This is a genomic window from Candidatus Roizmanbacteria bacterium (assembly GCA_016700135.1).
Lineage (GTDB): Bacteria > Patescibacteriota > Microgenomatia > UBA1406 > GWC2-37-13 > UBA1450.
This window is the reverse complement of sequence record CP065004.1, coordinates 669,440-683,140: the sequence shown is the minus strand read 5'-3', so window position 1 is coordinate 683,140 and position 13,701 is coordinate 669,440. Positions and strand designations below refer to the sequence as shown.

At 42.2% G+C, this 13,701-nt stretch carries 10 protein-coding genes and 1 tRNA gene; 8 read left to right on the top strand and 3 right to left on the bottom strand.

Annotated features, from left to right (window positions below):
• Positions 1-205: 205 nt before the first annotated feature.
• Together IPM65_03655 and IPM65_03650 are read left to right on the top strand one after the other, a co-directional pair.
• Positions 206-1,315 carry a transposase gene (locus IPM65_03655; protein QQS44666.1) on the top strand — a complete coding sequence of 370 codons (1,110 nt, stop codon included), beginning with the start codon at positions 206-208 and terminating at the stop codon, positions 1,313-1,315.
• A 5-nt stretch (positions 1,316-1,320) separates the two neighbouring features.
• Positions 1,321-2,022, top strand: a complete 702-nt coding sequence (locus IPM65_03650; protein ID QQS44665.1) for a hypothetical protein — start codon at positions 1,321-1,323, stop codon at positions 2,020-2,022.
• On the opposite strand, the gene IPM65_03645 is transcribed toward IPM65_03650, so the two are convergent.
• Entirely contained in the window at positions 1,977-4,814 is a 2,838-nt protein-coding gene (locus IPM65_03645) for a hypothetical protein (GenBank protein ID QQS44664.1), read from the bottom strand. The genes IPM65_03650 and IPM65_03645 overlap by 46 nt on opposite strands.
• Positions 4,815-5,108: 294 nt before the next feature.
• Here IPM65_03645 and IPM65_03640 point away from each other — a divergent pair, with 294 nt between their 5' ends.
• Both IPM65_03640 and IPM65_03635 read left to right on the top strand, forming a co-directional pair.
• The gene (locus tag IPM65_03640; GenBank protein ID QQS44663.1) at positions 5,109-6,176 is read left to right on the top strand and encodes a hypothetical protein; all 1,068 of its coding nucleotides are present in this window, start codon (positions 5,109-5,111) and stop codon (positions 6,174-6,176) included.
• A 4-nt stretch (positions 6,177-6,180) separates the two neighbouring features.
• Entirely contained in the window at positions 6,181-6,795 is a 615-nt protein-coding gene (locus IPM65_03635) for a hypothetical protein (protein QQS44662.1), read from the top strand.
• Here the strand turns inward: IPM65_03635 and IPM65_03630 are convergent.
• Entirely contained in the window at positions 6,787-7,461 is a 675-nt protein-coding gene (locus IPM65_03630) for an IS1595 family transposase (protein QQS44661.1), read from the bottom strand. The genes IPM65_03635 and IPM65_03630 overlap by 9 nt on opposite strands.
• 571 nt (positions 7,462-8,032) lie before the next feature.
• Between IPM65_03630 and IPM65_03625 the strand changes: the two genes are divergently transcribed.
• From IPM65_03625 to IPM65_03610, 4 genes are all read left to right on the top strand, one after another.
• The gene (locus tag IPM65_03625) at positions 8,033-9,079 is read left to right on the top strand and encodes a hypothetical protein (GenBank protein ID QQS44660.1); all 1,047 of its coding nucleotides are present in this window, start codon (positions 8,033-8,035) and stop codon (positions 9,077-9,079) included.
• Between the two features lie 28 nt (positions 9,080-9,107).
• Entirely contained in the window at positions 9,108-10,025 is a 918-nt protein-coding gene (locus IPM65_03620) for a DUF916 domain-containing protein (protein QQS44659.1), read from the top strand.
• A gap of 2 nt (positions 10,026-10,027) precedes the next feature.
• Positions 10,028-10,471, top strand: coding sequence for a cupredoxin domain-containing protein (locus IPM65_03615; GenBank protein ID QQS44658.1), 444 nt, complete (start codon positions 10,028-10,030; stop codon positions 10,469-10,471).
• 89 nt (positions 10,472-10,560) lie between these two features.
• Positions 10,561-10,635, top strand: a tRNA-Lys gene (locus IPM65_03610).
• Positions 10,636-10,664: 29 nt separating this feature from the next.
• On the opposite strand, the gene IPM65_03605 is transcribed toward IPM65_03610, so the two are convergent.
• Complete coding sequence (locus IPM65_03605) at positions 10,665-13,295, bottom strand: leucine--tRNA ligase (protein QQS44657.1); 2,631 nt, start codon at positions 13,293-13,295, stop codon at positions 10,665-10,667.
• Between the last annotated feature and the right edge of the window lie 406 nt (positions 13,296-13,701).

Below are 13,701 nucleotides of genomic sequence, written 5' to 3'. Positions count from 1 at the left end.
ATTCAGTATTACATAATTTTGTAGACGTTGCAATATATATATTAAGAAGGAAGTTATTTTGAACTATTTTATTGAACATATATATTCAATTATCAATTTATGAAGACATTTTTTATATTGCTCATTTAGAAATTTATATGTGGTATTTTGCAAGAAGACCTGAATAAGTTACGAAAGATATGGCACTCATAGGGAACTAACATCTATGAGTAAATGGGGAGGAGATCAGCTTCGAGTAATTAGGAGTTATGACTGGCAGTACAATAGAGATCTTATGAAAAAGATACGATCTCTATCAGACTACAATCAGTCAGATGTAGCACAAATCAGAAACGATGTTCTGACATTTGCAGAGAAGTACGGGATACAAGCTGCAGTTGATGCATATGGGATATCACGAAGGACATTGTTTCGATGGAGGAAGAGACGGCGAGATTCAGAAGGGCAGTTGGATAGCCTGATACCAGAGACAACCAAGCCAAAGACACCCCGACGTATGGAGACTCACCCGAAGGTCATATCCTTTATCAAAGAGATTCGAGAACAATACTTTTGTTTGGGAAAGGAGAAGATCAAGCCCTTACTTGATGAGTATTGCCTACAGGAAGGAATTTCAACTATATCTGAGTCAACCATTGGAAAAGTGATCAAAAGACACAACCTGCAGCGCAAGACCTACCGGATCTATCACAATCCAGCAAGTGGCTTTGCAAAACGGAAAGTAAAGTACCGACAGAAGGTCAAGCGGTCTCCCAAGGTGGAAGATACCGGATACATTGAGATTGATACCATCACGAAGTTTGTACACGGAATCAAGCTGTATGTCTTCAATGCAGTGGACATCAAACTCAAATTCCAGTTCTCCTACGGATACTCAAAACTCAACAGCCGAAACGGTGCTGATTTTATGAGAAGACTGGAACTAGTATACCCAATACAAGATGGTATAAAAACCATACAAACAGATAACGGCCTCGAGTATCTGGGAAACTTCCATGACTATCTGGAAGAAAACAATATCCCACACCTCTTTATCTACCCCAGATGTCCCAAGATCAATGCCTTTATTGAGCGAGCAAACAGAACACTCCAGGAAGAATTTATGAACCCCTACATCTATACCAAGTGGACCGGTATCGGATCATTCAATCGTCACCTTATTGAATACCTCGTCTGGTACAATACAAAGCGAGTTCACAAAAGCCTGAACAATATTTCACCTATGGATTACCTATTATCTATTTTACCTAAAGAGTGCCATATGTATGGAACTCATACAAGACCTATACTTCTTTTCGGATTTATACTAGAATGAAATTTATGTATCAAAATGGGCTAATTTTTAAAATAATACGTCCGTACATATTTTTGATAGGTATTCTTTTAGCTCTTTTCCATGTATTTTTTCCTGACGTAATAATTGTAAATGCGCAGAATACTTCTTTCGGATTCAGCACACGAGTACCTATCGACGGAGATTCAGTACTAGACGGATATATTATTGCCACAACCGATGAAGGGTACGTGGTGACAACCGAAGCATATCAGAAGAACATTATTGGTGTGGTGACGGAAAATCCTGCAATTGAGTTGAATACAGGAGATGCTGAAGGAACCTATCCCCTTGCAACAAGCGGTGAAGCATCTGTCTGGGTATCATTGGCAAACGGTCCCATCAAAAAAGGAGACTACATAACATCGTCTCCCTGGGAAGGAGTCGGCATGAAGGCAACGGGTGCAGGCCCGGTCCTCGGTACTGCTGCAGAGGACGTGGATGTGCAGGAAGCTGCTGATAATGAACAGGTCATCAGTAAAATTCGCGTGGTCGTCCGGCCTACAAACGACAATAATCCTTCCGCTGCAGGCACTCAATCAGGTGGGTCATCCAATACCGCAAATTTTTTTACGACCGCATCTCTCATTAGGTTTGCCACCGGTGCGGTCCTCATTCTTATAACGATCTTTATGAGTTTGAGTTATTTCGGACGACTGTCTCTATCGGGAGTTGAAGCATTGAGATGAGATAAACCTGATCCTGTACCGGTGATAATTCCTCCTGCCGTAATTGCTCCTGTGACATTTAAGGATGTTCCTGTTGCTGCTCCGATGTTCGGTGTCACAAGTGCCGGTGAATTTGCAAATACCAATGCTCCTGATCCTGTCTCATCTCCGATGATTCCGGCAAGTTCTGCAGATGTGTCAATTTCTGTAGATAAAATAACTGCCGGATCAAGATAAGTCGAACTGATCACACTTCCCTGCCATGTCCCGCTCGTAATGGTCCCTACTCCCGTGATTCCTGAATAATTGCCACTGATTCGTGCAGAAGGTACCGTACCTGATGCAAGATTTGAGGCATTCAATCCCGTGAGCCCTGATCCCGTACCGGTAATGATACCGCCCGACGTGATATTCCCCGAAATGATTGCATTACCGATGACATGCAATTTCTCCGAAGGAACTGACGTGCCTATACCTACACTGTCAGTCAATGTCTGAGGGAAAAGGTATCCGCTCCCCGCATTCCGTGACCAGACTCCTCCTGAACCTGAGATAACTCCCTCCACCGCATCATCAAGTGCCTGGATTGATGCCGTGAATGTCTGTCCGCTTGCCACATATGTCGGTGTAGTATATGATCGATTCCCCAGTGTGGCCGAACCGTAACTGTAGAGCTCACTGCCGCTTGCTATACGTACATCCCCATTTACATCAAGCTTGTATCCTGGATTGGTAGTACCGATTCCCACATCTCCTGTTGACTCCCAGATTCCGGATCCCGGAAAAAGCACATTCCCTGCAAACGTCGGTGAGTTTGCAAATACCAGTGCTCCTGAACCTGTCTCGTCTCCGATGATCCCTGCAAGCTCTGCTGATGTATCAATCTCAGTGGCAAGGATTACTGCAGTGTCCAAATATGTAGAAGAAATAACACTTCCCTGCCAGGTACCGCTTGTGATTGTCCCGACTCCTGTGATACCGAGGTAATTGCCAGAAATACGTGCAGACGGTACAGTGCCTGATGCAAGGTTGCTTGCATTGAGTCCTGTCAACCCTGATCCCGTACCGGTAATGATGCCTCCGGCCGTAATATTTCCCGCTCCGGTAATGTTCCCTGCCGTAATACTGAGCGTACCATCTGACAGTGTAGAGCCGACAATATTTCCTGTCGCCAAGATATTCCCTACCACATGTAATTTTTCTGAAGGTGTCGATGTCCCGATTCCCACGCTGTCTGTCAGCGTCTGAGGATAGAGATATCCGTTCCCTGAATCTCTCGACCATACCCCACCTGAGCCGGAAATGACCCCTTCCACTGCATCATCAAGCGCCTGTATCGAGGCAGTGAAAGTCTGACCTGATGTCACATAACTGGGTGTTGTATATGACCTGTCTCCCAGAGTGGCAGATCCATAACTATACAACTCACTCCCGTTTGCAATCCGGATATCTCCATTCACATCCAGTTTGTACCCCGGATTTGTCGTACCGATTCCCACGTCTCCTGATGCATTAATTCTCATTCGTTCTGAAGGTGACGTTGTACCCGTCGAAATTCGAACAATTCCCGCTCCCGGTTCAAAAGATAACTGAGCGGTAATGTTACCGCTCCCGGTATTTCGAGCGCCAAAGACAGTAGTTCCTCCTGAATTCCCCCATGCTGTAAATGTACTCTCACCGTTATAGTCTGCTGGTGATAATACAAAACCTCGATTCGTCAGCCCATTATTTGATGAATTGACAACTTGCATAGTACCAGCAGAATAAATATTTCCAGAAACTTGAAGTTTTCCAATACTCGGATTCGTAGTCCCCACTCCCACATTCCCACTGCTTTCATCCAAAAAGAGCATCTCAGTATTGGTTCCTCTGTAGAAGCGGATATCTCCTGACCCTGCTGTCAACTGCACACTGTTTCCTGCCTCTGCATACACTTCTGCAAGTGTCTGATCATCAGTTCCGACACCGGATGCATCGATCCACTCTACGCCAGTTGCTGTGGTCGAAAGTACTTGTCCCGGGGTACCGACAGAATCGTTGTAATCATACAGCTGTCCACGCATACGCACAGTTCCGTTTATATCAAGTTTGCGGGAGGGATTGGTTGTCCCGATTCCGATATTTCCGCTTGCATCAACCAAAATTGCTTCTACTCCGGCAGAAGATACATGGAAAGGCTTTACGGATGATCCCGATGCTGTTTGAATTGACAGAAGTTTGCCTGTCCCGGAATTGCTTGACGTATCGGCGAGCTTGAAGAGATCATTTGCTCCAGTACTGTTCCCGTAGGTAAACGCAGAAGTATATGACCCCATAGATACTGCGAGATTTGCAGCTGCATCTTGCAGGCCGCTCCACGGGACATTTTGTGCCTGGAATGCATAAGGTGTTGCGGTAAACCTGACACGAGGAGTCATTTCTGCGTCAGCCCCAACCTTAATTCCTAAATAGATGCTATCGCTATTAAAATCAACAGAAGACAAACTTGTACTGGTGCCAAGTTCTTCACGGAAAATACCATCACTGGTAGCAACTGATCGGGTCTCCTGCCACAGCTGCGAGCCGCCTGATGACGCGTCATACAGCGTAAATATAATGCTGTATGTACTGTCCGCAACATTTAATCCTTCATCGTCCACAAGTTTTCCTTGAAAGTTGATTGTCTGTCGGATACCCGGTGCAGCACTTACGGTTTGGATTGATAAGAAGATAAAACCAATAAAAAAGACTGCCAGTATTATGACTGTCAACAATCTGGATATTACCTTTCCAGATATGCAATTCTTTATTATTTGTTCAATTTTGTTTAACATACGAACAGAGTGCGTTAGTTCAGTATAGATACAAAAACAGGTGTGTTTCAAGTCTTATATATACAATAAGAAGGTAGTTCTGATCCTATTTCGAAATTATTACCTCAATAAACAAACAAATATGTTGATCGGGCAACATATTTTTTGAAATATATAGAAATGTAAGAAAACACTACAAGATTCATTGCTGTCAATTTAAACGTTCGTATTTTGTTTATATTATTTGAACAAAACAGAACCATCGAAAATTATGAGAATTTTCGAACTTTCATTTCTTTTCGTTATAATGAAGATATGGGAAAAAGAATTGCACTTCTTTTTATAGTTGTTTGCTTTTTGTTGGTCACGGCAGCAACATACGCTGCATCTCCCTCAAGTACCAATTTTCAGTTACGTGATTATTCATTCGGTTCAGGTGGGACAGAGCAATCAGATTCAACCAACTTTTCACTGTTCGGTATATTAGGTGAAGTTTCCCAAGGAGATCCTTCTTCAACGAATTTCCAAGTTCTTCCCGGATTACCCAACACGATTATGCCTGCGTTGCCTCCTGCTCCTACATTTAATAATCCCGGCTCACTCTACGATCGTCTCCGCATGATAATAAGCACGGCGGGCAATCCATCGGATACAACATATGCTGTCGCTATAACGGAAGCATCGGACACATCATGGACCTATATCCGGTATATACAGAGTGACGGATCAATCGGAACAACTCTGGGACTTGAAGATTTTCTGACATACACAGCCTGGGGAGGAGCTTCAGGAACTTACATCACTAATCTCCAACCGAATACCACATATAAAATTAAAGTTAAGGCACGACAGGGTGAATTTACAGAGACTGGATGGGGCCCTGAAGCTGTCGCCACGACATCCATTGCCTCTTTGTCATTCGGGGTAGATTCGGATGCAATCATCTTTGATGACCTGAACTCACTGAACAGCTTTACGGATGACACTAAATCCACAGTTATGACGACCACGACCAATGCCTATAACGGCTATATTGTATACGGTTTTGCCACTCAGCCGCTCACTGCCAACTCACAAACAATACCTCACTACGGCAGTCCAAACTCCTCACCAACCGTATGGAGCGGATACGGCTTCGGCTACTCAAGCGGAGATACTAGTCTTACCGGAGGAACTGCTGACAGATTCACGAACGGAGGTCCGAAATATGCCGGCTTTACAGGGACACCTCCTGGCGATCCTATCGTAGATACACCGGGACCGATTATTACCCCGATCATTGCACAACAGTTTGAAGTTGATTATCGGGTTTCGGCCAATCCCACCACTCCTGCAGGAGTATATCAGAGTATCATTGTTTATATTATTGTCCCCACCTATTAATAATATGAAACGCACTCTTATTTTAACCGTAATTTTAGCCATATTTACTATACTCCCCCATAGTATAACGGGCCTGTATAACAATATCTTCGCTCAATCATCGAAACGTGAGATTATCCGGGTTTCTCCGTTCATTTTTGATCTGACATTATCTCCAAACAAAACCACGACCTACGACATGACTGTTGAGAATTTGCTGGATATCCCTGTCCCTGTCCGGATTTCTACAGAAGATTTCCAGGTTTCCGAAGAATCTGGAGATTATATATTTGAAAAGAATAACACCAACTCAGTTATTTCATGGATCAGTATTGATCCTAAGGAAATGATTCTTGAACCGCGTGAGAAGCAGAATATTTCCATTACGGTTAAAACTCCTCAAAAAATTTCTTTCGGAGGCTACCATGGCATGATATTCATCGAACCCCTATTCCCGAATCAAAAACAGTTTAATTCCCTTCTTACAACAAAAATCGGTGCACTGATATTGACGAACATCGGCAGTCCGGCAAACGGCGTGCATCCTGCCCTTATCTCCGATTACAATACTCCTTTTATTCTCCTAGACCCAAATTCGCTGGACTATGAATTCAGAGTAAAAAGTAAGGCTCTAGACTAGCACATTAACAATTTGTAATAGTTCATTGTAAAGGATCGATGGGGATTTGCTCCATCTCCATTCACACTCTTTCAAGTGTAATGGAAAGTTTTTCTTTACACCATTGAACTTAACGAGACGTCTTTTACAAAAGGACCAGAATGACTCTATGCCATTGATATGGACCCCTTTTGTATTTGAGAACTCATTTTTCTTGTGATTGATTCTCAAATGTTTGTCATACCCGACATCAACAAGTCCGTTGTATCCGCTCCACGAATCTGAATATACAGTACTGTTCAAGTCAATCTTTCCCTTCATAACAGCATGTAGCGTTCTTCTTTTACAGTTTGGAATGATACGAGTAAATACACGTCCTTGACGCTCATATATCCCAAATACTACCTGCTTAAATGACGTCCCACGACCTCTTTTACTTGACTTGCCTCTCATCCTTCGAGGTCCAAAGTATGATTCATCAATTTCTATCTCACCACCAACATATCGTTGCATCTGGTGCACTTGGTGATGATATATGAGTTGACGAATATTATTGTAATATTTGTTGACTGTATTGCGGTTGAGACCCAAAATACCAGAGGTCTGTGTAGCACTCAGATCGTGTGCAAAACACCATAGTATCTTTTTTCTCTTGTATTTTGATATCGGCCTATTGTTACAAACCATACCTCTAGTTTAGCACTACTCTGCTAGTCTAGAGCCAAAGTAATTCACTTTACCACTTCACTGCACGGCCATTTCTTCATATTCGTTCTTTTTTTACTAATGAACAGAAAATTGCTTTGGAAGAAAAGCTTATATTTCCTGGCAAAACAAGAGCATGGGAAAGTACGGCATCCGTACCCGATCTCATGCCCGGGTTCTATACCGGACAATTACGGGTGTCCTTGGGCAACGGTATTCAGACAGTTGACACAAAGTATTTTTTCTACCTTCCGCCCCAGCTGATTATTGTATTGATACTGTTGATAGCACTACTCTTTTTTGCTAGAAAGGTTGCTCTGATGGATCGAATGAAAAATTTCGTGCAGCAATTAATTAAGAGAAAGTAATACTTATTGACAAGCACTCTGAACTGTGCCATTATGATTATATCTATACTTTTTCTAGCTAAATTTACAAGAAAAGGAAACACATGTTGAAATTTTATTACTTGAAACTAATATCCAGAATCGTATTAGTCTCTTTTATCATCACTCTTCTCCTTATTGTGCCTCCTTTGTCGAAATATCTTATCATGCAAAATGTATTGGCAGGTACCTTGACTACGGCGGCACTTACAATCAGCGATTCACGTGCTTCAAATACAGGAACAACACATTCTTTTACGTTTACAACTGCAACAACAGGAACTATTGCTTCGGTAAGATTTGAGTATTGTACTGCCTCAACCGGTACCTGTAGTGCTCCTACCGGCCTTACTATCGGAACGGCGGTCGGATCAGTGACAGGACTGGGTGCTGGAACCGGAGGAGTTGCATCAAATGTGGCGACATATACTGTTACTTCACCTGCATCAGTAAACAACGGTGTTGCAATCACTATTCCGTGGACAAACGTTACGAACCCTTCTACTGCTGATACATCATTTTTTGTAAACATCACAACCCGTGATGGTTCAAATGCAACGATTGATACTGCTCAGGTTGCGGCAGCTGTCCTGACTGATACTTCTATCACAGTTACGGCTTCAATCGGACCGACATTTACCTTTACCGTTGATCCTGTTGACGGTTCTAATGATACTTCAGGTATTGGACTGGTGAACGGCCAAGTAAACGGAGCTACGCTTGATGTCGTAACAACCGCAAATACTATACCGTTCGGAACTCTTGCTGATGAAGATCCGAATACTGCTGCCCATGACATTACGGTTGAGACCAACTCAGTGAATGGGTACCAGGTGACTGTAAAATATATTGATCCCGGATCAAGTGCTCCGCTTAATGACGGATCCAACAATATTGATAACTTCACCGGTACGAATGCTTCTCCCGCATCTTGGGCTACAGGAGCTCCAAACGGAGGAGTAGCCAATACTAACACCGGATTCTTCGGATATACAACTGAAGACTTTACCCTAGGTACGGGTACAACTAATCGCTTTAGTTCAAACAATTGGGCTGGTTTTTCAACAACTCCTGAGGAATTGATATATAATGCTGCTGCCCCGGCAGGCGGATCTGAATCGAAGCGTGTAGGTTGGAGAGCTGAGGTAAATGAACTGCAACCAGCAGGTAACTACACTGGTACAATTATCCTTGTCGCAACTCCAACATATTAATTCTATAAAATTGGAGTTATAATGCAGTATGTCTAAAAAGAAATATCTTCTATCGTTGCTTGTACTTATTATTCTAACCGCGGGAATATTAGCTTTTAACATCACTTCAAACTTTGCACAGAATATCACACCTGAGCAATCTATTGAGATATCTCCTCCATCCCAAGAGCTTGATGTAGATCCCGGTCAGACAATTACATTGAAGGCCAAAGCCAGAAATAAAGGAAATATCCCCTACACTCTTACAACAAGAATTGAAGACTTTACAGCTGAAGGAGAAGGCGGACAGGTGGCACTTGTCGAGCAAGGCCCATGGGCAATTTCCAGTTGGTCTACCATATCACCTGCTACCTTTACCCTTGAGCCGAAATCAGAACGCGAAGTACAAGTAACAATTAAAGTTCCGGACCAGAAGGTAGGAGGAGGAAGATACGGAGCAATGGTATTTTCGATAAACGGAGGAACCACTCCAAACAGTGCAGCGATTGCCCAAGAGATTGCTTCATTGTTTTTATTGCGCGTATCAGGTCCAGTCGATGAGAACATAAAAGTTCTTGAATTTTCCGCTCCGTCGTTTGTAGAATTCGGACCGGTACCACTCACTTTGAGGCTTCAGAATGGAGGAAATGTTCATGTGAAAGCAACCGGAATTGTCAGCATCATGAATGTATTAGGAAAAAAAGTTGAAGATATAGTTATTCCCCCGACTAATGTTTTCCCTGATGCTGCACGGGTCATTGACACCTCATTTAACCAAAAATTCTTAATCGGCCCCTATCAGGCTGTAGCAATCGTTTATTATGGGAGTGAAAATAAAAGCATTACTACATACACTCCGTTTTTTGCTTTCCCAGTCAAGATCGTGGCAGGAATTATCATCCTGATCGTCATAATACTTCTGATCAGGAAGTATCTCAGACGAAATAAAAGGACTGCCAATAAATAACCATGCAAAGTTATATTCGAGGCGTTGCCCTATTTGTTATTGCTTTCATTATCGGTTTTTATACTAATGCTATTCTGATGGTTCGCCCACCTGAGGCTATTATTAGTCTTATGAGGACGGGTGAAAAGACAACCGACATCACAAAACAGCGATTAAGTGATAATGATTCAAACGCGGTTAAGATTTCATTTGACGGTCATAAGTTTGATCCGCAATATATTTCTGTCCCGATTGGTAAGCGTATCGAAATAACCAATAAAAGCACATCAACGCTAATGAAGTTGAGGTCAAATGAAGAGAAACTCAGGACTGAACGCGGATACGGCGAATCCGAACGGTTTATTGTAGTACTCATGAATGAAGGTGTATATCATGTAGATACAGAGTCCGTGCCAGATGCCAAACTTGAGATTACCGTGACCAAACAAGCTCCCGTTGAAAATTAGAGGTTTAGTTGATACAATTTCATATCCATCTTGTTCGGTTCTAAAGCTACCAGTCAGAATCTTTCTGCTGTCTTTTGAATGGAATACATGGGCCCGTAGCTCAATGGTAGAGCAGTAGCCTTTTAAGCTATTGGTTCCGAGTTCGAGTCTCGGCGGGCTCACCAATAAATATTTTTTTGAGAAATATCCTTCATTACACAATAATATTTAAGATTTTGCCCGGTACAAATATTACTTTCTTATACTTACCTGCTGTCACGTACTTTTGTACTTTTTCATGTTTTAGGGCTTCTTGAAGGACTTTTTCACGTCCGTAATCATTAGGTACTTTGATTATCGTGCGGACCTTACCATTGACCTGTACTGGAATTTCTCCGTCAGAGCTTTTAATGAATTCTGTATCTGCAACTGGCCAGACTGCAAGATGTATTGATGTCTTTTCTCCACAGACTGTGTGCCAAATTTCTTCAGTCATGTAGGGAGCAAACGGTGCCAGTATCTTTAAGAATGCCTTAAAGTCTTCTTTTCCCAATGTTTCTCTGTTTACGTTAAACGTTTTTTCCCATTCATTCAAAAATTCCATCATTGCCGCCACTGCTGTGTTGAATTTTATGTCAGGAATATCACGTGAAACTTTGTCAATGGTCTGGTGCAGCTTTCGCTTAAGATCTTCGTTCTCGGGCATATTTTGGGCATCTCCGTTTGCATATAACTGGCTCATGGCCCAGACTCTTTTCAGAAACCGATATGTTCCCTGTAGAGTTCGGGTTGACCAAGCTATTTCCTGTGAAAAAGGCGCCATAAACATTTCATACAACCTCAAACTATCAGCCCCATATTCACTCACAACGTCATCGGGGTTGATGACATTCCCCCATGATTTACTCATTTTTCTATTATCCTCAGCTAAAATCATACCTACATTCCTTAAGCGCATAAACGGTTCACGTACATCAACAATCCCAAGATCATACATGGCATGCATCCAGAACCTGGAGTACAGAAGGTGCAATACAGCATGTTCCGCCCCACCCACATACCAATCAACCGGCAGCCAATGTCGGGAAGCATCTCCGATCAATTTTTGCCATTCTTCTGCATTGGGTTCTGTGTCTAAAGTACTTTTATTTAAAACTTCACTGCTTGCAAAGTACAGGAAATACCAGCATGAACCTGCCCAGTTGGGCATTGTGTCAGTTTCACGCTTTGCAACAGCTCCGCAGTTCGGGCAGGTTGTTTTTACAAAACTGTCGATTGCAGCAAGTGGCGACTCACCGCTTTCGAGAGGTTCATAACTGTCAACATCCGGCAAATCCAACGGAAGATCATTCGCACTAATGGGATACCAGCCGTACATTGAAGGCTCTACCTCGCTCTTCCATCCATTAATCTTATCTTCTACGTTTTTTTCACGAACGGATAAATTTTGATCTTCTGATGTAAGTCCGGATCGTTTATTCTTCGAACAAACCTCACAATAGACCATCGGGATAGGCTCTCCCCAGTATCTCTGTCGTGAAAAAATCCAATCGCGTAAATGATAAGAAACGACTTTTTCTCCCCACCCTTTTTCCTCAAGATAATCCATGATTTGAGCTTTGGCTTTATGGATATCCATTCCGTCAAGGAATTCAGAATTAACCATTTTCCCATCTTCTTCCTGAACTTGGGATGCTGTTTTTATTGGCGAAGTATCCCCATCGCTGCTAACAACTACTCTTAACACTGGGAGCTTGAACTCCTGCGCAAACTCGAAGTCCCGTAAATCATGCCCGGGAACTCCGACAACCGCCCCCGTGCCAAAATCCTTCAATACAAAGTCAGAAACCCACAAAGGAATCTTATTCCCGTTCAGATTATTGAGTGCATATAACCCGGTAAATGCACCCGTCTTTTTTCTTCCTTCAGAAATACGCTCAAGTTCAGTTTTAGCTTTTGCCTGAGCCACGTAGCGCTCTACCTCCGTGCGCACCTTTTCAGTGATTTCTCCTGATTGAATAGAACCGTCAATAATTTTTCCGGTCAACTCATGTTCAGGAGCAATTACGATAAAGGTTGCCCCAAAATTAGTTTCAGGCCTTGTTGTAAAACACGTGACCGACTCTTTTGTCCCTTCAATCTTGTAAGTGATGTTAATTCCCTCTTTACGCCCAATCCAGTTTCTTTGCATTTCAAGGATACCTTTTGGCCATTTCAGTCCATCAAGGCTATCAATAAGCTCATCTGCATATTTAGTGATTCGGAAAATCCATTGCGGCAGATCTTTCTTAGTAATCGGATTACCGCACCTTTCATGCGTACCGTCAGGCAGAACTTCTTCTTCTGCCAAACCCGTTTTGCAACTGGGACAATAATTTATCGGGGTATTTTTTTTATATAACAGTCCCATGCGGAAGAACTGAATAAACAGCCACTGTGTCCATTTGAAGTATACGGGATCAGTTGTCGCAAACTCACGATCCCAATCATATGAGAATCCCAGCATTTTCATTTGCCTTTTGAAGTTTGCAATATTTTGTGGTACTAGCTTTTTCGGATTAGTTTTTGCCTTTATAGCTGCATTTTCCGCCGGGAGTCCAAATGCATCCCACCCCATCGGATGAAGTACATCGAATCCCTGCATCCGATAATATCGTGAAAGAATATCCGTAGCAGTATATCCTCTGGGATGCCCTACATGAAGGCCTGCACCTGAGGGATACGGGAACATGTCCAGAATATATTTTTTATCCTTTTTGCTCGCAGTAGCTTTATATGTTTTTTCCTTCTCCCATTGCTCCTGCCAATGTTTTTCAAACGTTTGAGGTTGGTATTTTTTTGCCATATGAGTATGTCACGTAATTATACGGGAGAGAAAGAAGTATCTCAAGTATAATCCTACTCAGGAAGCTCTTTTTATATTATTCATATAGGTTTTGTGACTGCAGCAGAAAGTAAGTCTGCAGAGTTAATAATGAAAATTGAAGTTTATTCATGATTTCCTAAATCATTTATTTGTTCATCACTATAAGACTATAAATAATCGATTATCCCCCCTCTCTTTATTAGTAACAAATTAAAGCAGATTGTTGGAAATGGCTAAATTGATATTAAATCATTTATCATATTTTTGGCATTAAAAGGCACCTCTTTAAATAGGGCTCTATATGTATCTAGAGATGATTGGCACATATCCTGTTCTTTTGTTACAAAATACATATATATAAAGACAGTTCTCAATAAACCAATTT